Origin of the sequence: Stenotrophomonas sp. PFBMAA-4 (assembly GCF_030053215.1) — a bacterium.
Lineage (GTDB): Bacteria > Pseudomonadota > Gammaproteobacteria > Xanthomonadales > Xanthomonadaceae > Stenotrophomonas.
In genome coordinates this window covers 214,767-236,211 of the sequence record NZ_JASGBW010000002.1, presented here as the reverse complement: position 1 = coordinate 236,211, position 21,445 = coordinate 214,767, and the positions used below count along the sequence as shown (strand labels likewise).

Annotated in this window: 15 protein-coding genes and 1 tRNA gene; 8 read left to right on the top strand and 8 right to left on the bottom strand. The window is 67.0% G+C overall.

Translation table 11 applies throughout. The features are described 5' to 3' along the window. Nucleotides 1-156 precede the first annotated feature (156 nt). From QMZ26_RS02375 to QMZ26_RS02360, 4 genes are all read left to right on the top strand, one after another. Nucleotides 157-855 carry a ComF family protein gene (locus tag QMZ26_RS02375; RefSeq protein ID WP_283220450.1) on the top strand — a complete coding sequence of 233 codons (699 nt, stop codon included), beginning with the start codon at nucleotides 157-159 and terminating at the stop codon, nucleotides 853-855. A 117-nt stretch (nucleotides 856-972) separates the two neighbouring features. After that, nucleotides 973-2,292 (top strand): hypothetical protein, encoded by a 1,320-nt coding sequence (locus QMZ26_RS02370; protein WP_283220449.1) that lies wholly within the window; start codon nucleotides 973-975, stop codon nucleotides 2,290-2,292. A gap of 134 nt (nucleotides 2,293-2,426) precedes the next feature. Next, nucleotides 2,427-2,987 carry a DUF308 domain-containing protein gene (locus tag QMZ26_RS02365; protein WP_283220448.1) on the top strand — a complete coding sequence of 187 codons (561 nt, stop codon included), beginning with the start codon at nucleotides 2,427-2,429 and terminating at the stop codon, nucleotides 2,985-2,987. 50 nt (nucleotides 2,988-3,037) lie between these two features. Further along, on the top strand, nucleotides 3,038-3,454 hold the full coding sequence (locus tag QMZ26_RS02360) for a hypothetical protein (protein WP_283220488.1): 417 nt from the start codon (nucleotides 3,038-3,040) through the stop codon (nucleotides 3,452-3,454). A gap of 87 nt (nucleotides 3,455-3,541) precedes the next feature. Here QMZ26_RS02360 and QMZ26_RS02355 read toward each other — a convergent pair whose 3' ends face one another. From QMZ26_RS02355 to QMZ26_RS02330, 6 genes are all read right to left on the bottom strand, one after another. Then, the gene (locus QMZ26_RS02355) at nucleotides 3,542-5,329 is read right to left on the bottom strand and encodes an MFS transporter (protein WP_283220447.1); all 1,788 of its coding nucleotides are present in this window, start codon (nucleotides 5,327-5,329) and stop codon (nucleotides 3,542-3,544) included. 73 nt (nucleotides 5,330-5,402) lie between these two features. Then, nucleotides 5,403-6,530: an N-acetylglucosamine-6-phosphate deacetylase gene (gene nagA / locus QMZ26_RS02350; RefSeq protein WP_283220446.1), complete on the bottom strand. Its 1,128-nt coding sequence runs from the start codon at nucleotides 6,528-6,530 to the stop codon at nucleotides 5,403-5,405. Beyond that, the gene (locus QMZ26_RS02345; protein WP_079225420.1) at nucleotides 6,527-7,303 is read right to left on the bottom strand and encodes a DeoR family transcriptional regulator; all 777 of its coding nucleotides are present in this window, start codon (nucleotides 7,301-7,303) and stop codon (nucleotides 6,527-6,529) included. The genes nagA and QMZ26_RS02345 overlap by 4 nt, the downstream gene beginning before the upstream one ends. A 34-nt stretch (nucleotides 7,304-7,337) precedes the next feature. Beyond that, nucleotides 7,338-8,672: a D-tagatose-bisphosphate aldolase, class II, non-catalytic subunit gene (locus QMZ26_RS02340; RefSeq protein WP_283220445.1), complete on the bottom strand. Its 1,335-nt coding sequence runs from the start codon at nucleotides 8,670-8,672 to the stop codon at nucleotides 7,338-7,340. Between the two features lie 17 nt (nucleotides 8,673-8,689). After that, nucleotides 8,690-9,628, bottom strand: coding sequence for an ROK family protein (locus tag QMZ26_RS02335; RefSeq protein ID WP_283220444.1), 939 nt, complete (start codon nucleotides 9,626-9,628; stop codon nucleotides 8,690-8,692). Continuing rightward, nucleotides 9,621-10,775: an SIS domain-containing protein gene (locus tag QMZ26_RS02330; protein WP_283220443.1), complete on the bottom strand. Its 1,155-nt coding sequence runs from the start codon at nucleotides 10,773-10,775 to the stop codon at nucleotides 9,621-9,623. Before QMZ26_RS02330 ends, QMZ26_RS02335 begins: the two co-directional genes overlap by 8 nt. Before the next feature lie 323 nt (nucleotides 10,776-11,098). Between QMZ26_RS02330 and QMZ26_RS02325 the strand changes: the two genes are divergently transcribed. From QMZ26_RS02325 to QMZ26_RS02310, 4 genes are all read left to right on the top strand, one after another. Next, complete coding sequence (locus QMZ26_RS02325) at nucleotides 11,099-14,458, top strand: TIM-barrel domain-containing protein (RefSeq protein ID WP_283220442.1); 3,360 nt, start codon at nucleotides 11,099-11,101, stop codon at nucleotides 14,456-14,458. A 132-nt stretch (nucleotides 14,459-14,590) separates the two neighbouring features. Next, a complete protein-coding gene (locus QMZ26_RS02320; RefSeq protein WP_283220441.1) occupies nucleotides 14,591-17,566 on the top strand; it encodes a TonB-dependent receptor in 2,976 nt (991 codons plus the stop codon). Nucleotides 17,567-17,631: 65 nt separating this feature from the next. Beyond that, nucleotides 17,632-18,987, top strand: coding sequence for a Gfo/Idh/MocA family oxidoreductase (locus QMZ26_RS02315; RefSeq protein ID WP_283220440.1), 1,356 nt, complete (start codon nucleotides 17,632-17,634; stop codon nucleotides 18,985-18,987). Nucleotides 18,988-19,104: 117 nt separating this feature from the next. Further along, the gene (locus tag QMZ26_RS02310) at nucleotides 19,105-19,800 is read left to right on the top strand and encodes a DKNYY domain-containing protein (protein ID WP_283220439.1); all 696 of its coding nucleotides are present in this window, start codon (nucleotides 19,105-19,107) and stop codon (nucleotides 19,798-19,800) included. 156 nt (nucleotides 19,801-19,956) lie between these two features. Here the strand turns inward: QMZ26_RS02310 and QMZ26_RS02305 are convergent. Further along, nucleotides 19,957-20,033 (bottom strand) — tRNA-Arg (locus tag QMZ26_RS02305). Nucleotides 20,034-20,183: 150 nt separating this feature from the next. Beyond that, nucleotides 20,184-21,440, bottom strand: a complete 1,257-nt coding sequence (locus QMZ26_RS02300) for an O-antigen ligase family protein (RefSeq protein ID WP_283220438.1) — start codon at nucleotides 21,438-21,440, stop codon at nucleotides 20,184-20,186. Between the last annotated feature and the right edge of the window lie 5 nt (nucleotides 21,441-21,445).

The window sequence follows — 21,445 nt, the reverse complement described above, 5'->3', positions numbered from 1 at the left end:
CGATCCGCAACTCCGGCATGTGGCGGGCACAGCGTAGGCGGGCCGATGTGCATTCCCTGTGTCCTCGCCACCGCCTGCACTGGACAGCCTGCACCTACCCGCCGAGGCGCTTAACCCTGATGCCATCCAGCGAATGCAGCGCACACAGTAGCGGGCATGCCGATACAGGGAATCCACAACGCGCTGGCTCGCGCCGCTTCAGCGGCCCTGCAGGTGCTGCTGCCGCTGCGCTGCCTGGTCTGCGGTGACCCCGGCCACGATGGCCTGGATCTGTGTGCCGCCTGCCTGGCGGATCTACCCTGGTCCGGGCGGGCCTGCCTGCGCTGTGCACTGCCGCTGCCGGACAGTGCGCTGCCGGTCTGCGGCACCTGCCGCGAGGAGCCGCCGCCGCAGGCTGCCACCCATGCCAGCCTGCTGTACCTGCCGCCCGTGGACCAGCTGCTGATCCGCTACAAATTCCACCAGGACCTGGCCGTCGGCCGACTGCTGGCGCAGTTGATGCTGCGTCTGCCACCACCGTGGGCGTGCCCGCCATTGGCACCGGTGCCGTTGCATCCGCGGCGCCTGCGCCAGCGCGGTTACGACCAGGCCGGCGAGTTGTGCCGGCTGCTGCGCCAGCCGGTGTGGCGCGGCCTGTACCGGCGCCGGCACACCGCGCCGCAGTCGGAGCGTAGCGCCGAGCAGCGGCGCGACAACCTGTTCGACGCCTTCGGTGTGCGCGGTGCGGTGCCACCGCGCCTGACCGTGGTGGACGATGTGATGACCACCGGCAGCACCGTGCTGGAAGTGGCGGAAACGCTGCGGCTGGTCGGCGCCGACGAAGTGCGCGTGTGGGTGTGCGCGCGGGTGCCGTGAGCGTGTTCGGCTTGTCGCTTTCTGAGAGCGAGTCGGTGACTGAATGGGGCACGGCATGGACGCGGGGATGTCCTATGTCATGCTGACTCCACCGTTGCCTATGCGGATGGAACAAGGATGAGCGAGATGGGAGCAGCACACGGAGCCCGGGAACTGTGGCGGGAGCAACAACGTGCAAAGCGACTGCTGGATAATGACGAAGCCAAGCAGGCGCTGATCGGCCAGCAACATGCCGACTTGCTGCGACGGACGAGGGCAAACCGGCCGCCGCCCGTAAGCTCTGTGACGTGGCAGGGCGTGACGTGGACCGTCTTGAATCTTGCCGAGGCGCAAGCGCGCTTGGCCCAGATCCGGCACAGGCGCGAGCACAGCGACTTTCATCTGATTGATCAATCCTGGGATTTTCCCGATCCCGAGGATGCTGCAACCCACGCGGTCTTTCTGATGGCCGAAGAGCCGGTAGTTGTTTCGCAGCTGAGACTGATGCGGACGCTTCCGGGACACGCGAACCTGCGCATCCATGGCTGGATCTGCGGAAAGGGTCTGGAGGCCGACCATCTGAACTTCTCGCTGACCGGGGGAGCCGCGGCCGATGAAGATGAGCACGTTCAACATCGGTCCTGCCTTGTCGTCGACGGCCCTGCACGGCTTGGCCTGGCCGTCCTGCCGGCGGGAAGGCACGCATTCACCGGGGAGGTTCATTGCCGTACGCTTGCCTGCGCACACTACAGCTGCAACGTGGTGCTCGCGCAGCGCGCACGCATCGATTGCCTGATCAACGCAGGTGCCGGGATTTTCTGTCACATCCCACCGGAGATCCGGCTGCATGTAGCCGATGACGTTGATCCAGACCGGAGCAGCGTCACGGTCCAATGGCATCGTGGATATCGCGTCCTGACTCCGACACACCGTATCTCAGAGGTGGTGGCGCCAGAGTGGCTGCGGATGGTTGAAGATCATGGCCCCTGGCTGAGGCACGACCGCCTTGACCACACTCTGGGCCCGGAGAAGCTCTTGCGTAGCGAGGAGCAGATTGCGCGTGCCTATGCTGGATTTCCTGCCATGCTCGCAGATGCATTTGAGCAGTTCTCGCATTACCTGCAGCAGACGGGAATGAAAGGGTTGCAGGCCGGCGGCTCCAGTCAGTTCAGCACGCACGCCCGGTACCACGAGGTCGAGGAGATGGTTGATGGCACCCTGATGAAGGTGCGCGTGCTGGTGAGACACCTTGAACACTCGGGTTCCGTGCGGCTTCGCGCTATCCAGAGAGTAGACAGGGCAGAGCTGAGGCTGGCATTGGAGGATATAGATCACGCAGGACATGTGCTGCAGAGACCCGAGCCTCGGATGTGTGACGAAACTCCGGAGGCACACATGGTCAAGCACGGCTTGGCGGAGGCCATACGACTGCTGCGGGCCCGCTACAAAATACTCTGAGGCGCGACCCGGGCACGCGTGGGCCCTACGGCTGACCTGGCGGCAGGTCTGCCATGACGGTGTGCACACCGCGTGGATTCCATTTCTGGTCGACAGGCTACGATGATGTCAGGAACCTGATCGAAGGAGTGGTCATGCTGTCTCCCGAATCTTCCCCGTCTCCGCTGTTGTCGGCCATCGGCCGCAGCTGGTCGATCCTGCTGCTGTATGGCGTGGTCGCGCTTGGCTTTGGCATCACCGCAATCGGCTGGCCGATGGCCGCAGCCACCGCGCTGGCCTGGGCACTGGGCCTGATGGCCATCGTCGAAGGGGTCATCAGCCTGATTGCGTTGATCAGCGGCGGCAGCGGCGCGCCGCGGGGCTGGCTGCTGCTGTACGCGGTGGCCTCGCTGGGCTTCGGCACGCTGGCGGTGATCAATCCGCTGGCCACCGCCAGCGTGCTGGTACTGCTGCTGGCTGCCTGGCTGCTGGTGGCGGGCATCTACCGCATCGTGTTCGCCGTGCGCGTGCGCAAGCACATCCGGGGCGAGTGGGTGCTGATCCTCAGTGGCGCGCTGGCGATCGTGCTCGGCCTGCTGTTTGCGGCCAACCCGCTGGCCGGGGTGGCGGTGACCACCCTCTGGATGGGGGTCGGCAGCCTGCTGTACGGGCTGCTGCAGATTGTCGTGGCACTGAAACTGAGGACGCTGGCGTGAGGGCCGCGCTTGCATTGTTGCTGGCCGCGGCGCTGGGTTTGACCGCGTGCATGCCGGGCGCACCTGCTGATGCGCCGGTGGGCAGGCAGCAGGCACCGCGCCCCGGCGTGGACGTGCGCCTCAGCGCGGTCGATGCGGAGGGCAAGGGCACGCCGGTTGAGTGGCAGGGCGAGGCACTGGCCCTGCGTGAACCGCCGATTGCCGGCAGCGCGGACATCGCCGATGTGCGCTATGTGCTGGACGACGGCAATCAACCGGGCCTGCAGATCCGCTACCGCCCGGAGGCACACCAGCGCATCCACGATGGCACCGCAGCCCTGGTGGGCCAGCGTGCGGCCATCAGCGTGGATGGCCGTGTGCTGATGGTGGCGACGGTGCAGGGCCCGTTCGGCGAATCAATGCTGCTGAGCGGGCTGTCCAGCATTGCCGAAGCGCAGGCGCTGGAGAAGCACATCACGGGCCGCTGACGTCGACGGGTAGAGTCGACCGTTGGTCGACCGTCCTTCCCGCGCTTCGCGCAAGTCGACTGACAGTCGACTCTACCCGCCTGTCCTTCACGCCCGGTTGCTGGCGAACCGCGCTTCGATCTCCTCCAGCGACTTGCCCTTGGTTTCCGGCAGCCACAGGGCGGCCACCAGGAAGAACACAAACGTGCAGCCGGCCCAGAACAGGAACATGCTGGCATAGCCATGGTGCCCCACCGTGGGCAGGAAGATGGCGGCAATGGTGGTGGATACGAACTGGTTGATGAGCAGGGCGATGCTCATGCCATTGGAGCGGATGCGGTTTGGCATCAGTTCCGACAGTGCCAGCCACACGCACACGCCGGGGCCGACCGCGAAGAACGCAACGAATACCAGGATGCACGCGGCCACGGCCCAGCCGTGTGCCGGTGGTGGCACCGGGCCGATGCGTGCCTGTTCGATGCGCAGCGGCGCCTGCGCGGCGCTGGCCGGGTCAGCGAAGGGGTTCAGGTGCAGGTGGCGGAAGAACGCGCCGATGACGCTGTCCGGCTGCACGGTGCCGGCACGCGCGATGCGCAGTTCGCGGTCACCCAGGTTGTCGCTGCGCAGGGCACGCACGTTGGTGAAATCGCCATAGGCATACGACACGGTGAGCTGCAGCGGCCGGCCCTCGCTGTCGGTGCCAGCAGCCAGGCGCTGCCACTGCGCGTCATCCAGCACCAGCTGCAGGCCATCACCACTCACTGCGGCCTGCAGCTGCGGCTGCACATCGGCGCGGCCGCGCTCGGCCTGGAAGAACAGCGTGGCCGCGGCCAGCAGGGCCACGCAGATGCCGCCGCTGCCCAGCATCAGCAGGAAGCGGCGGCCCTTGCGGTCGACCAGCAGCAGGGCGACCACGGTCATCACCGCGTTGAGCAGCTTGATGGCCACGTCGGCGCCGTTGGCCACCGAGCCGGACAGGCCGGCCTGGTTGAGGATGTTGACCGCGTAGGCCAGTATCGAATTGATGCCGGTGGCCTGGGTGCAGGCCAGTACCACGCAGGCCAGCAGGAACGGCACCACGTAGCGGCGGCTCAGCAGCGGATCACGGCGGCCATCGCTGCTGCGCGTTTCCGGTGCCTGGATCTGCGCCAGCGTGGGTTCCACATCGGCAGCGGGCAGCACACGCTGCAGGCTGCGGCGCGCGTCTTCCACGCGGCCACGGCGTACCAGCCAGCGCGGTGATTCGGACAGCCAGAAGATGCCGGCACAGAACAGCAGGCCCGGTGCCAGGCAACTCCAGAAGATGGTGCGCCAGGCGTGGTCCTTCACGACGAACAGTTCCTGCGCCTGCTGTGCCAGCGGCAGCGAGCGCACCGCCTCGGCGGCGGCATCCACGGCATGCGCCTGGTACAGGCCGATGAGGGCAGCCAGCACCAGGCCGATGGTCAGCAGCAGCTGGAACATCGCCGCGCCGCGGCCGCGCCGCTCGGGACTGAGCACTTCGGCCAGGTACAGCGGCACCACCACGCCGATCAGGCCCCCGCTGATGCCCTGCAGCAGGCGGCCCAGCAGCAGCGGCGTGTAACCCGAGGCCAGCGCCATGATCGGGATCGAGGCGGTGAACAGCACGCCCGCCAGCAGCATCGCGCCGCGTCGGCCGATCAGGTCGGCCACCATGCCGGCGAACAACGAAGACAGCACGCTGCCCAGCAGCACCGCTGCAACCACGAAGCCGAGCTGTTGGCTGCTGAGCTGCCAGGCATGGCTGGCGGTGGCTTCCAGGTAGGGCAGGGCACCGGCGATGATGCCGATGTCGATGCCGTACAGCAGGCCGCCGAGGCCGCCGATGAACAGCAGGTAGCGAACGGGCCAGCGCGGGGCGGTGGGTGCGGTCATCGACAGGTTCCCAGGTAGCGCCGGGACGTGCCCGGCGGCGTTTCAATGCGGCGTTCCCGCCGCACGGCGTGCATCAGGCGTGTGCAGCGTTCAGATCGACAACATGCCCACCCACCACCACCTGCTGCAGGCGCAGTGCGGCGTCCAGCACCACCAGGTCGGCGCGGGCGTCGGGCGCGATGCGGCCGCGATCGTCCAGGCCGAGGTACGCGGCGGGGAAGGTGGAGACGCGCTGCGAGGCATCGGCCAGGTCCAGGCCCACCTGCACCAGGTTGCGCAGCGCCTGGTCCATGGTCAGCGCACTGCCGGCCAGCGAACCGGTGGCCAGGCGCACGCAGCCGCCGCACTTGTGCACGCGCTGTTCGCCCAGCGCGTATTCGCCATCGGGCATGCCGGTGGCCGCGGTGGCATCGGTCACCGCGTACAGGCGCGGAATCGCGCGCGCGGCCAGGCGGATCACGCCGGGGTGGATGTGCTGCAGGTCGGGAATGATCTCCGCGTACTGCGCATGCGCCAGTGCGGCGGCGGCAATGCCCGGGCGGTAATGGTCGACGCCGGTCATGCCATTGAACAGGTGGGTGAAGCCGGACGCGCCGGCCTGCAGCGCGGCCACGCCTTCCTCATAGGTGCCGGCACTGTGGCCCAGCTGCACGCGGATGCCCATCGCCGACAGCGCGGGAATCAGCGCAGTGTGCTCGCCGATCTCCGGCGCCAGCGTCATCACCCGGATCGGCGCCAGCGCGTGCAGCTGCTGCACCAGCGCCAGCGTTGCCTCGATCGTGCGGTTGGGCTGCGCGCCCAGCCGCTGCGGGCTGATGAAGGGGCCTTCCAGATGCACGCCGGCGATCGTGGCGGCCTCGGCATCCGGCGCCGTCATCGCAGCGGCCACGCCCTGCAGCGCATGCTCGATCTCGTCCAGGCCAGCGGTCATGGTGGTCGCCAGCAGGGTGGTGGTACCGAAGCGAAGGTGGGTGCGGGCGATGGTGCGGGCCACCTCGCCGCCCTGCATCAGGTCCACGCCGGCCGCGCCGTGCACGTGCAGGTCGATGAAGCCGGGCAGGATCACCGGCAGCTGCAGATCGTCGGCGCCACTGTGGTCATCCACCTGCAGCTGGCGCACGTGCGAATCGAACTGGACATGGCCACGGCGCCAGCCCAGCGGGGTGAGGATGCGGCCGTGCAGGGAGCGGGTGTCGGTCATGGCGGTGTCTCGGCGATGATCACTTCGATGCCCAGCCGCTGCAGCCCCTCGCGGGTGGCATCGTCGATGCCGGCGTCGGTGATGATGGCGTGGATCTGGTCGAGGAGCGCGATGCGGTGCAGGCTGACGCGGCCGAACTTGGAGGCGTCGGTGAGCACCACGATGCGGCGCGCGCGCTCGACCATGCGGTGGTTGAGGCGGGCTTCGGCTTCGTCGTGGGTGGTCAGGCCGAACTGCAGGTCCAGGCCATCCACGCCCAGGAACAGGGTGTCGAAGCTGTAGGAGTTGAGGCTGGCCTCGGCCTGGCTGCCCTGCAGCGAAAGCGACTGCTGGCGCAGCAGGCCACCGGTGAGGAGCACGGTGATGCCCGGCGCGTTGGCCAGTTCCCAGGCGATGTTCAGGCCATTGGTCATCACCGTCACGTCGCGGTGGCCGCGCAGGTGGCGGGCCAGGGTCATCGTGGTCGAGCCGGAGTCGATGATGATGTTGTCGCCGGCCTGCACCAGCCGTGCGGCGGCAGTGCCGATGGACTCCTTCAGCGGCAGGTTCAGCGCATCCTTCTCGTGGATGTCCTGTTCCTGCGGCGGCGTGCGCACCAGGGTGGCACCGCCGTGGGTGCGGGTGGCCAGGCCCTGCGCCTCGAAGTGGGTGAGGTCGGCACGGATGGTCACCGCCGACACGCCGAAGCGCTCGACCAGATCGGCCACCTGCACCGAGCCATGCTCGATCAGCAGCTGCAGGATCTGTTGCCGGCGGGAGCGGGTGTTGCGCATGGCCATCTCTCGGTTTCGTCAGGAAAGGTAGAGATTAGCCGTTCGCAAGAACGGAGGCAGCCGAACTTGCGTTCTGCTTGCGGGTACCCGCCTGGTTGGCGCTGCAGGCGCGGGCGTACTCGCCCAGGCACTGGCCGATGCGGTGCTGCACCAGCGCGCTGGGGGTGTTGGCCAGGCGGCCCTCGCGCACGGCGCGGTACTGCTCGGGCAGGTACTGGCTGAGCAGCACCAGCGGCGGCGCCTGCCGTTCCAGGTTGGCGAACAGGGTCTGCACCGCCTGCAGCAATGCGGGTTCGCCCCAGTAGTAGCGGCAGCGGTCGCTGAAGGAGAAACGGCGCAGCAGGCGCAGTTCGGCTTCGTCGCCCTGGTAGTAGGGCTGCCAGTACTTCGGCTGCGCCTGCATCACTTCATCCAGTACCAGCGGCAGGCGCGAACACTGCGCGGCTGGCAGCAGGTCGGCTTCGATGGCGGCCAGCGCGAACAGCGCCTCGCGGTAGGCGAAGGTCGCCGCCGGGCCCACCTTGAGGATGGCGAAGTGGTCGCGCACCAGCGCGTGCAGGCCGCTTTCGCGCTGGTAATCGGTGGAATGCGCTTCGAACACGATGCGCGGCTGCTGTTCGAGGAAACCGGCCAGCGCATCGGCTGCCGCGGGGTCGTACTCGTGCACGCTGCTGTGGTCGAAATCCACGCCCGGCTGCACCACCATCGCGATCACCCGCTGCCACGCATCGCGCAGCTGCGGCGTATCGAAGGCGTGCTGGTGGATGGCCAGCGTCTGCGCGGCGGCCGCCGGCGTGGTCACCTGCAGGCCGCCGGCCAGCGAGGCTTCGCCACCGGGCACCGGCACTTCGGTGCCAATGACATAGACCGGCGGCGGCAGGCCGTGCCCGGCGGCGGTGCGCTCGGCGATCTCGGCCAACTCGGCCGAACGTGCGGCGACGATCGCATCGGGCAGCGGCACCGGGTCGTCGGCGCAGGACATGCTGCAGTCCAGGTGGATCTTGTGGAAGCCGGCGGCCACGTAGGCCTCGATCAGCACGCGCGCATGGGTCATGGCTTCGGCGGCCGGGCGCTTCTGCCAGGCGTTCGGGCCAAGGTGGTCGCCACCGAGGATCAGCCGCTCGCGCGGGAAGCCTTCTTCATCGGCGAGGGTGCCGACGTAATCGCGGTACTGCGGCGGGGTCATGCCGGTGTAGCCGCCAAACTGGTCGACCTGGTTGGACGTGGCTTCGACCAGCAGCACGGTGCCGTGCGCCAGCGCCACATGCATGGCCGCGCGCAGCACTTGTTCGTTGCTGCAGCAGACGCTGTACAGGCCGACGTTGGCACCGGCACGGTGGGAGGCAAGCAGGGTCTGCAGTGGGGACATGGTCAGGCTCCGGTCGATCAGGAAAACGAGGGTTGGCAGGCCAGCAGCGCAGCACCGCGCGCACCACCGGCATCGCCGAAGCGCGGCGGCACAATGGGCGGCACCTGCGCGCCAGCGAACAGATGCGCGGCAACGGCGGCGGGCAGCAGCTGGTACAGCGGCGCGTACTGCGAAAGGCCGCCGCCGAGCACGATCACGTGCGGGTCCAGCGCCAGCACCAGCGCGGCCAGGCTGTGGCCGAGCAGGTCGCGGTGGATGTCCAGTGCCTGGCGGGCGCGTGCATCGCCGGCCTCGGCCAGGGCGATCACCGCGCTGGCATCGCGCGCGCTGCCGCCAAGATGGCGTTCGATCATCGCCACGCCGCTGCCGGACACGTAGCGCTCCACGCAGCCCTGCAGGCCGCAGCCGCAGTCCAGCAGGGGCAGACCGTGGCGCTGCAGCAGATGGCCGGGCACGCTCCAGTGGCCCCATTCGCCGGCCAGGCCGTTGAAGCCGGTCAGCAGGCGGCCCTGCAGGCAGAAGCCACCACCGGCACCGGTGCCGAGGATGGCGCCGAACATGCTGGGGTAGCCATCGGCGGCGCCACCGTGCGCCTCGGACAACGCAAAGCACTGCAGGTCATTGCCGAAGTGCAGCGGACGCTGCAGGCGGGCCTGCAGGTCGTGGGCGACGCACTGGCCGGTCAGCGCCGGCACGTTCGCGCTGAGCTGGCGGCCGCTGCGGCGGTCGCGCACGCCGGGCAGGGCGATGCCGATGGCGGCGTCACTGCGCCCCAGCGTGGCATCGGCCTCGGCCACCAGTGCAACGACGGCCTGCAGGAAACCGGCGTAGTCGCCCTGCGGCGTCGCCACGCGGCGTCGCCAGGTGACCTGCATCGCCGCATCGCACGCCACCAGCTCGATCTTGGTGCCGCCGATGTCGATGCCGTAGCAGGCGTGGGCGATCAGCTCAGCCATGGTGGATGGTGACGCCCTGGACGACGCGGTTGACGGTGCCGTCGGGGAACGGATTGTCCGGGGTCAGGCCCAGCGCGGCCGAGCGCTGCAGCGCGAACAACTGGGCAAAGCCCAGCCACACCGGCGCCAGCCACGGGTCGTCCAGTGCCGGCACGGCCAGCGTGTACTCGTCGTCCGCGCCGATATCCGCATGCGGGCCGATCGCCAGCACTTGCCCGGCCACGCCGTCGCGGCGCAGTTCTTCCAGCAGGTCCTGCTCGTAGCGGCGTGCCAGCGGCTGCACGCTGCGCAGCACCACCACCAGGGTGTCGCCATCCAGCGTGGACTTGGGACCGTGGCGGAAGCCGAGCGGGGTGTTGGCCAGCGCCAGCACGCGGCCGGCGGTCAGCTCCAGCACCTTCAGCGCGCACTCGCGGGCCAGCGCTTCCAGCGGTCCGCTGGCCAGGTAGATCACCCGGTTGAACGGGCGATGCGCCAGTGCCGCCACCGGCGCATCCCATTGCGCCAGGCCTTCGCGGCCCAGCGCGGCAATCTGCTTCAGGCGTGCGCTGCGCGCCTCCCACGGCGAGCGGTCGAATACGGTCAGCGCAGCCAGCAGCATGCAGGTCAGGCTGCTGGTCATGGCAAAGGCACGGTCGCAGCTGGCCGAAGGCATCAGCAGGGTGCAGGTATCGCTGCGGCCGGCACCACGGCGGGCCAGCTCGCCGTCGGCATTGCAGGTGATATCGAGGAAACGGGCGTCGGCCACGTCGGCGCGCACGCGGTCGACCGCAGCCACGCTTTCCGGGCTGGAGCCGCTGCGGCCGAACGACACCAGCAGGGTGGGGCGGTCGCGCTGCAGGTACAGCGCCGGGTGGGTCAGCAGGCTGGTGGTATGCACCACGCGCACCTCGGCCGGCCACTGCGCGTTGATCGCATCGGCCACCATTTCGGCGATGAAGCCGGAGCTGCCTGCGCCGGTGAACAGCACGCGCTGGTTGGGATCGTTGAGGCTGTCGCCGAGGAAGGCCTGCAGGCGGTCGCGGGCACGCGACAGGTCCTGCGCAAGGGCTTCCCACAGCGCCGGCTGCTGGGCGATTTCGGTAGCGGTATCGGCTCCGCCCCGGCGCTGCCAGGCGGACACATCGGAAAGCAGGGTGACGTCCATTCGGAGGTTCCAGTTGGGCCAGCGCACCATCAGTGTTTTCTTTCGAAATGTCAAACATCGAAAGTAAAAAGAAAGAAATGGCTTGACGCAGCTTGCCCGGGAATACACATATCCAGAAACGCAAGAACCGGCCTAATGCCGTATCGCACAATGCTTAACAGGGGATTGCAAGCGCTTACACAAAGTATTGCGACGCAACAACTTTCGTTTCTACCAAATATATCTTCCTTTTTCCTTTCAGTTTATTGACATCTTTCGAATCCCTGCCCTAGAGTCGGCCGCAACTGCTTTCGAAACGCCCGGTAAACGGGTTGGGAGTTCGTGTGGAGAACCGCATTCGTCGCTCGCCGCTGCTGCTGGCCCTGTTGCCCGCCATGATGCTGGCAGCGACATCGGCCCAGGCCGAGCCGGTCGGCAACCTGCGTTCGGTCAGCGCCAGTGACAGCCGCGACGGCGTGCACGGCTGGGACCTGCAGACCGACAGCGGCGCGCGCATCCGCATCGAACTGCCGGCCGCGGACATCCTGCGCGTGCAGGCCGGGCGCAAGGGCACGCTGACCGGGGCCGGCGACAAGGCCGCGCCGATCGTGCTGCCGCAGCCCAAGGCGAATGTGCGGGCGCAGCTGGAAGAAGATGCGCAGGAAATCCGCGTGCGTACCGACGCGCTGGTGCTGCACGTGCAGCGGCAGCCGCTGCGCCTGCGCCTGGAGCGCCTGGACAACGGCCAGCCCACTGCGCTGTGGCAGGAACTGCAGCCGCTGGACCTGGATGCCACGCAGAGCGTGCAGGTGCTCTCCTCGCAGGCCGATGAAGGCTACTTCGGAGGCGGCCAGCAGAACGGCCGCTACCAGTTCAAGGGCCGCGAGCTGGAGGTGTCCTACTCCGGCGGCTGGGAAGAAGGCGATCGCCCGAGTCCGGCGCCGATGCTGCTCAGCAGCCGTGGCTGGGGCATGCTGCGCAACACCTGGAGCGATGGCAGCTACGACCTGCGCCAGCCTGACCAGGCCACCCTGCTGCACCGCGAAGACCGCTTCGACGCCTACTACTTCGTCGGTGCCGACCTGCCGAAGCTGATCGAACGCTACACCCAGCTGACCGGCCGCCCGAACATGGTCGCGCGCTGGGCGCTCTCCTACGGCGATGCCGACTGCTACAACGACGCCGACAACAGCCGGAAGCCCGGCACCGTGCCCGAAGGCTGGAGCGACGGCCCGACCGGCACCACGCCGGATGTGATCGACAGCGTGGCCAAGCAGTACCGCGAACATGACATGCCCGGCGGCTGGATCCTGCCCAACGACGGCTACGGCTGCGGCTACCAGAAGCTGCCCGAGACAGTGCAGGGCTTGGCGAAATATGGCTTCCGCACCGGCCTGTGGACCGAGAACGGCGTCGACAAGATCGCCTGGGAAGTGGGCAAGGCCGGCAGCCGGGTGCAGAAGCTGGACGTGGCCTGGACCGGCAAGGGCTATCAGTTCGCGATGGATGCCAACCGCCAGGCCTTCAACGGCATCCTCGACAACTCCGATTCGCGCCCGTTCCTGTGGACGGTGATGGGCTGGGCCGGCATCCAGCGCTACGCGGTGGCCTGGACCGGCGACCAGAGCAGCAGCTGGGATTACATCCGCTGGCACGTGCCGACCCTGGTCGGCTCGGGCCTGTCCGGCATGGCCTACGCCAGCGGCGACGTCGATGCGATCTTCGGCGGCAGCGCCGAGACCTTCACCCGCGACCTGCAGTGGAAAGCGTTCACCCCGGTGCTGATGGGCATGAGCGGCTGGTCGTCGAACGCGCGCAAGCACCCGTGGTGGTACGACGAGCCCTACCGCAGCATCAACCGCGATTACCTGAAGTTGAAGATGCGCCTGACCCCGTACATGTACGGGCTGGTGCACGAGGCCGCGCAGACCGGTGCACCGCCGGTACGCGGCCTGATGTGGGACAACCCGCGCGACCCGCATGCGCAGGATGAAACCTACAAGTACCAGTTCCTGCTTGGCCGCGACCTGCTGGTGGCGCCGGTGTACCGCAGCCAGGCCGCCAGCCGTGGCTGGCGCCGCGACATCCACCTGCCGGCCGGCGGCTGGATCGACTACTGGGATGGCCGCCGCGTGCAGGCCGGGGCCGAGGGACGCCAGCTCGACCGCCAGGTGGACCTGGCCACGCTGCCGGTGTTCGTGCGCGCCGGTGCCATCCTGCCGATGTATCCGTCGATGCTGTTCGACGGCGAGAAGCCCCTCGATGAAGTGACCTTCGACCTCTACCCGCAGGGCGAAGCGCAGTACACGCTGTACGAAGACGACGGCACCACGCGCCGCTACCAGAAGGGCGAATCGAGCACGCAGGTGGTGCGCGTGCAGGCCCCGGCGCAGGGCAGCGGCCCGGTGCAGGTGCAGATCGACGCGGTGCAGGGCAGCTACAACGGCCAGCTGGCACAGCGCCGATATGGCCTGCGCGTGCTCAGCCGGCAGGCGCCGCGCGCGGTGCAGGCCGCTGGCCGCGCGCTGCCGGCGCTGGCCGATGCGGCGGCGTTCAACAGCGCCAGCGAAGGCTGGTACTTCGATGCGAAGGAACGCCGTGGCACCCTGCATGTGCGTACCGCCACGCAGGACATCCGCCAGCCGCTGCAGCTGCAGCTGGATTTCGCCGTGGCCGCTGCAGCCGCCGACGATGCCTTCCCGGCCGCACCGGTGCTGGGCCGCGAACTGCCGGCCGACAGCCTGCTGGTGGTCAATCGTCCGGCCGAAGAACCGGGCCATGCACTGGAAAACGCCTTCGATGATGACCCCGGCACCTGGTTCCGCAGCGTGCGCAACCAGGCCGTGCGTACCGGTGCGCATGAGTGGGTGGTCGGCTTCGGCGAGCGCAAGATGATCGACGGCATCGAGATCGCGCCGCGCAACGACAAGAACTGGAAGCACGGCCAGGTGCGCGACTACGAGGTCTACCTGGGCGACAGCAATGGCGAGTGGGGCGAACCCATCGCGCGTGGCCGCCTGCAGCTGAAGGAAGGTGTGCAGCGCATCGACTTCCCGGCCCATGCCGGCCGCCTGCTGCGCTTCCGCGTGCTGAGCGTGCAGAACCCTGAAGGCGACGGCGCCAGCAGCACCGATCCGATGGTCACCGCCGCACAGGGCAGCGCCCGCGCATTCGATGCACTGCAGCCGCGCGATGTCGGCCCGATCGCGCTGTCCACCTTCCACATCCTTGAGCACCAGGAACCGGAGCGACCGGCCCGGCAGCAGTATCTCTCCGAGCTGCCGGTGCCGGCCGCGCTGGCCAGCCAGGTGCGCGCCGACCAGTCCTTCCGTGGCGACGCCGGCCTGCGCATGAACGGCCTGCAGTTCCGCCGTGGCCTGGGCGTGGCCGGCAACAGCCGCATCGACCTGCGCCTGCAGGGCGGCTGGAACCTGCTGCGCGCCGATCTCGGCATCGACGACGCCTGCCGCGCCGCCGGTGGCCTGCAGTTCCAGGTCTGGGGCGATGGCCGCCTGCTGTACGACAGCGGCCTGGTGAAGGCACCCGGCGTGGTCAAGCCCGAGCTGGACATCCGTGGTCTTTCCGCCCTGAGCCTGCGCACGCTGGGTGCGCAGGGCAGCCAACCCGCCCAGGTCTGCGCCAACTGGGCCAACGCCGTGCTGATCGGCCAGGAGGGCGACTCCGCCAGCATCGTCGCCCCATGACCCCCACGTAACACCGCTCCTCCCCCCGCCCATTCCGACTACGGCTTTCGAGCCGTGGCCCGGGAGCGTTTTGCCCGCCAATCGCTTTCGCGCCGCCCACCCGCGCCGCACCCCTGCCAGGAGAGAACCCCGATGTTGCCCGCACGCCACCCCCGTCCCCCCTGTCGCTCGATCGCTCCGCTGTCGCTGGCCATCGCCGGCGTGTTGCTGTCGATCGCCCTGCCTGCTGCCGCCCAGGACAGCAAGGACAACGCCACCGACCTGGCCCGCATCGAGGTCACCGGCTCCAACATCCGCCGTACCGACGTTGAAACCGCATCGCCGGTGCAGGTGATCAGCAAGCAGGACATCCAGAACATGGGTGCGCGCACGCTGCTGCAGGTGCTGGACAACCTGCCGGCCGCGCGGCCCGCGCAGCAGGATTCGCGCTCGCTGTTCACCGGTTCGGACGGCGCCTCGCAGGCCAACCTGCGTGGCCTCGGCGCACAGGGCACGCTGGTGCTGCTGAACGGCCGCCGCCTCTCGTACTACGGCGCACCGGCGGGCTTCCAGACCCAGTTCGTCAACATCGATGCGATCCCGGCGGCAGCCATCGAACGCATGGAAGTGCTGACCGACGGCGCCTCGGCGGTGTACGGCACCGACGCCGTGGCCGGCGTCATCAACGTGATCACCAAGCGCAATTTCCAGGGCGCGGAGATCAACTTCACCAACGACACCTCCTCGCGCATCGATTCCTACGGCGAACGCCAGGCGAGCATCACCGCCGGCTTCGGTGACCTCACCGAGAACCGCTTCAACGTCTACGCCGCGGTGAACATGTACCGCCGCGACGCGATTCCGCTCAGCGATTTCTACGACAAGCGCCCCAGCCAGTACTACGTCAACAACCCCAATTACCTGACCAACCTGCGCCTGGGCGTGGGCAGCAAGCCGGGCCAGTTCAACCCGGGCACGTATTTCGCCTTCGATCCGGTGACCGGCCGCCGCGTGCAGGAAGCCGCACCGGGCTGCCAGAACGTGCTGCAGGGCCAGGCCGCCGGCCCCAGCTGCGTCTGGGAAACGTGGATGAACAACGAGATCGATGCCGGCGCCAAGTCCGAGCGCAACACCGCCTACCTCAACGGCACCTTCCTGGTGGGCGACAACACCGAGATCTTCGCCGAGGCCACCTACACCGACATCGACCTGCGCGCCAACGGCGGCACGCCGCGCACCTACGGCACCACCACCGGCAACCCGACCAGCTGGTTCTCGCGTGATACCGGCACCTCGGTCAACCAGTTCCTGTACCCGTACCTGGGCCCGAACAACGAGTACAACCACGCCAGCCCCGAACTGAAGGCGATGATGGGCGGCGTGGTCGGCCTGCAGTACCTGCTGCAGGATGCCGGCGCCAACTACTTCGGCCAGCGCAACACCGACCAGAGCTACCGCGTGCTGACCGGTGCGCGTGGCAACGTGGGTGACTGGAACTGGGAAACCGCCTTCGCCACCGCGGGCACGCACTCCACCACCTACCAGACCATCAACGTCAACCTGAAGGGCTTCGAGAAGGCCTTTGGCCCGTACTCGGTGGACCCGGGTACCGGCCGGGTCATCATTTCCGACCACCCTGCGTACAAGTTCGGTGAGATCAGCGAGGCCAACGCTGCGCTGATCCGCGAAGCCTTCCCGACCTTCGACATCCAGTCCTGGACCCGCCTGCACACCCTGGACGGCAAGATCGAAGGCCCGCTGTTCCAGCTGCCCGCCGGCGAGATGCGCGCGGCCTTCGGCTTCAATGCCAGCCGCGAGACCTTCTACACCCCGGGCAACCCCGATGCCGCCGCCGGCCTGATCACCCAGCAGGGTGGTTCGTGGTTCGACGGTGCGCGCAACACCTATGCGCTGTTCGCCGAAACCGTGGCGCCGATCACCGACAAGCTGGAACTGGATGCGGCGGTGCGCGTGGACAAGTACCCGAACTTCAGCGCCAATGTCGCGCCGAAAATCGGCTTCAAGTACCAGGCCTTCGACCAGCTGATGCTGCGCGGCACCTATTCCACCGGCTTCCGCGCGCCCAGCCTGGCCGAGTCGGGCAGTGGCGGTGTGTTCGCCCAGCTGGGCGGTTACCGCGACGAGGTGCGCTGCGCCGAGACCAACGCCATCGCCGACCTGCTGCGGCAGTCGCAGCGTGCCGGTGACGTGGACCTGGGCAAGAGCCTGGCCAACGTCGACTGCAGCCGCACCGTCGCCCGCATGACCCAGCCCAACCAGGACCTGAAGCCGGAAAAGGCCAAGATCGCCACCCTGGGCTTCGTCTACGAGCCGGCCAGCTGGCTGTCGGTGTCGGCCGATTACTGGTTCATCTACCGCAACAACGAGATCGTCGCCCCGGATTTCAGCCGCGAGACCGACATCATCTCCTCCAGCCGTTCGCCGATCACCGACGCCGACCGCGCCAACCTGGCCCAGCTGGCGGCGATGTGCGCCGACCCGGCCAGCGGCGTGAGCTGCCCGGCCGTGCTGCCCGGCTACAGCGTGGGCAACGTGGCCAGCGTGGTGGGCCAGTACAAGAACCGCGGCAAGACCCTGGTCGACGGCTTCGACGTGGATGCACGCAGCCGCTTCTCGCTGGGTGAATGGGGCGGGCTGAACGTGGGCCTGGCTGCCACCATCGCCAACCGCAACCGCTACTACATGGATGACGAAAGCGGCTGGTACTACGGCGACGTGGTGGGCTACTACAACAACCCGCGCCTGCGCGCCACGCTCAACGCCGACTGGACCTACAAGCAGGTCACCACCAGCATGTTCGTCAACTACGTGGGCGGCACCAAGTGGGCCCGCGACCGCGTGGACGAAGTGGACAACAACAAGGACACCTGCACCGCCGGCTTCCTTGCGCTGGAGGCCAGCAAGTGTGATGGCGCGCCGTCGTGGTGGACCGCCAACCTGAGCGTCACCTGGCGCCCGGATGACGCCTGGAACCTCAGCTTCACGGTCAAGAACCTGTTCGATCGCCTGCCGTTCTACGATCCGAACAGCTTCCTGGGCGATTCCAGCGACTACGCCACCATCTTCGGCCGCGGCTACAGTGTGACCGTCGGCTACCGGTTCAAGTAATTCCGTTCGTGTGACCCTGGTGCGCCGGTCGTGGCCGGCGCACCTTCAAGAGGAGAGTGTTTGCCATGAAGCGTAGGGAATTCATCGCGGCCAGTGCCGCCGTCGCCGCCAGCAGCCTGCTGCCGCAGATCCCTGCCTGGGCGGCAGGGCGCAAGGTGCGCCTGGCCCTCATCGGTACCGGCATGCGCGGCCTGGTGCTGCTGAAGGAGCTGGTGCGCCGGGATGATGTGGAGGTGGTCGCGCTGTGCGACATCGAGCCGATCATGCTGGGCCGCGCCGTGGACATGGTGGCCAAGGCCGGCAAGGCCGCGCCGAAGACCTACGGCCAGGACCGCGACACCAACGCGTGGAAGCGCCTGCTGGAACAGAAGGGCATCGATGGCGTGGTCATCGCCACGCCGTGGGAATACCACGCACCGATGGCGATTGCCGCGATGCAGGCCGGCGTGGCCGTCGGCTGCGAAGTGGTGGCCGGCATCACCCTGCAGGACCACTGGGACGTGCTGAAGACCCAGCTCAACACCGGCACGCCGTACATGCTGCTGGAAAACGTCTGCTACCGCCGCGACGTGATGGCCGCGCTGCAGATGGTGCGCCAGGGGCTGTTCGGCGAACTGGTGCACCTGCAGGCCGGCTACCAGCACGACCTGCGCGGGGTGAAGTTCAATTCCGGCGATCCCAACCAGCCCTACGACAGCGGCGTGGAATTCGGCCCCAAGGGCTGGAGCGAAGCGCGCTGGCGCACCGAGCATTCGGTGCAGCGCAACGGCGAGCTGTACCCCAGCCATGGCATCGGCCCGTGCGCGATGTACACCGGCATCAACCGCGGCAACCGCTTCACCCACATCAACGCGTTCGCCACCAAGGCGCGCGGCCTGCACGACTACACCGTGGCCAAGAGCGGTGGCACCACCCACCCAAGCACCAAGGTCACATTCAAGCTGGGTGACATCGTGACCACCACGCTGGCCTGCGAGAACGGCGAGACCATCCTGCTGCAGCACGACACCTCGCTGCCGCGCCCGTACTCGATGGGCTTCCGCGTGCAGGGCACCAAGGGCCTGTGGATGGACGTGAACCATTCGATCCACATCGAAGGCCGCAGCCCGCCGCACCAGTGGGAAGAGTTCAAGACCTACCAGGACCAGTACGAACACCCGCTGTGGAAGCAGAACGCCGCCACCGCGGCCAGCGCCGGCCATGGCGGCATGGACTGGTTCGTCATCCACGCCTTCGTGGAAGCGCTGAAGGCCAAGGCACCGATGCCCATCGACATCTATGACGCGGTGACCTGGAGCGCGATCACGCCGCTGTCCGAGCAGTCGATCGCCAACGGCTTCCAGACGCTGGAGTTCCCGGATTTCACCGCCGGTGCATGGAAGCAGCGCAAGCCGATCTTCGCCTTCGACGGCAAGTACTGATCTGTGCCCCACGGTAGCGCCGGGCCATGCCCGGCGTTGCCGCCTGATCCGGCGTAGAGCCGAGCCCACGCTCGGCTGCCAGCGCTAGCGTCCTCACCACCGGCAGAGCCTCACACCATGCCATGGCAGAAGATCAGCGACCAGCCGGACCAGCGTTTCCTCGGTCCGTTTCGCATCGAATTCTGGCGCATCGACGAGGGCCAGGTGTTCCACCAGGGCCGGCTGCTGCGCAAGGCCGATGCAGCGAGCTTCGAGTTCATTCCGGCGCACTTCTTCATCGGGCGCGATGCGCACGCGGTCTACCACGCGTGGACCCGGCAGACCTCCATCGACCGCGACAGCTTTCGCCAGTGTGGCGAATACTGGCTGGACGACCATGCCGTCTACTTCGAGTACGAGACCTCGCTGAAGGCGCTGGCCGGGGCGGACTGCACGACGTTCCGCGATCTCGGTGGCGGCTACGGGGCCGATGACCAGGGCGGCTGGCATTGCGGCAGGCGGATGAAGCACTGCCTGCGTGGCGACCTGCTGCAGGGGGTGGCAGAGGACCCGCTGTACGCCGTTGATGACAGCCACGTCTACTGCGACGGGAAGCCGCTGCCCGGGGTGGATCGCGCGCGCTGGCAGCTGCTGGACGGGTGCTTCTCGGGTGATGGCAGCCGGGTCTACTACCTGGAACGGAAGCTGCCGCGGGTGGATGCGGCGACGTGGCGCTGGCTGGAAGAGGGCTGGTCGCGGGATGCGACGCAGTTGTTCAACATGTACGAGGTCGAGAAGGGCCCTGAGCGGCGGGCGCTGCATGGGCTCGGGTGACCGGGGCGGGCGCGCGGAGGCTCGCGCTGACGAGCGGCCATGGCGCTGTGCCGCCGGCTGAAGCGCTGGGCGGTGGGGCTCTGGGAGCTGGGGTGTTGCTGGGGGGCGTCCTGCTGGGAGACGGGGTCTGCAAGGGCAGACGGGATCAGGGGAAGATGGCGCGCCCGGAGGGATTCGAACCCCCGACCAATGGCTTCGGAAGCCACTACTCTATCCGGCTGAGCTACGAGCGCGTTTAATTTCCTACCGCAGACCCATCGTGCTGGATGGGTTCGCTAGTCTAACCCATCCAGTACCATAAATCTCCATCGTATCCAGTCGAGCTGCGGCTCCCTGAATCGACGCTCCGTACTGTCTCCACTACAAGGCAGCGCAGAAGGGCTCTACCTTTGTTCTATGGCAGAACGCCTAGATACAAGCGCAATCATCAGGAAGAATGTGTACGCGACAAGTGGAACGGAGTCCAAGTCTTCGAATATCAGGAGAGGCAGCATGGCGATGCAACCTGCAGCCAGAGATGAGCGATAGTCGCAACGTGATCTGAAGCCAGCTGCGAATGACGTCTTTGTCACGAGTAGAAAGAACAAGGTGACGACAAGACCACCAATCAGGCCGGTTTTGTACATCGCTCCGAAGAATGTCGAATGTGATCCAAGCGGAATCGCCAGTTCACTGACTCGCTCCTTGATTCCAAATCCAAGAAGTGGGTGCTCTGCCCAGGCAGACGACACCGAACGGGTGTAGAGCATGAATCGTAGTGACGAGCTGTCCGATCTTGACGAATTCACCGTGCTCCAGAGCGCGGAAATTGCTTCGCTGAGAAGTGAGGATGCCAGGAGTACTGAGATTATGATGAGACAAACGATCGCAGCTTTGAAGCTCTGCGATTTCGATACGCGTGCGACATAGAACAGACCCAGCAACGCGCAATAGAGAAAGGCCGATGCTACCGCTGCACGGGATGCGCATAGCATGCACACCACAATAGCCAAGGCGATGTAAATGCAGTACCTAAGTGCCGATGAGCGCGTCAAGGACGCCGGAGCCGAAAGAGCTAGAAGTACGACTGCCAACATTCCTGACGCCGTAGGGTAGGGCGCCAGAACACTGACCCGGGATCCCAGGCCCAGTGTCGACCAGTCGACGCTGGTCATGTGCAAATTTGTATTGGCGGCGAGATTCTCAGGAAGCGCATCGGCGTTAATTGCGAATCCCAGAAGAGAGTTCAGTCGTACTGATCCTTGTGACCCGAAGGCAAAGTAAGACCCGACGGCAAGCACGAAGAGTACTACCAACGTCATTCTGGCCGATCGTCTCACTGAGTCGTGATGCGTGAGACCTGCTGTTCCCAGAAGAATCGCTCCGGAAACCCATATTGAAAGATTATATAACGCTGCCAAAACCCGCAGAATGTCCGCGCCTTCAATAGCCGCAATGCCGATAGAGGTCGCGTACACCGCGCAATAGCTGTACACAACAATCTGCATCGCATTGGGGCGAACGATTTTCCCGCCTGATCGGATCGCGCTCCAAAGAGCGGCGAGCTGATAGGCAACAGAGCTCAGACCCGCGAGCCAAATCAACGGCGCGTAGCGGACAACTGATGAGTGGAATTGGGTCTGGTGCGTATGGTTGTTCATCTTTT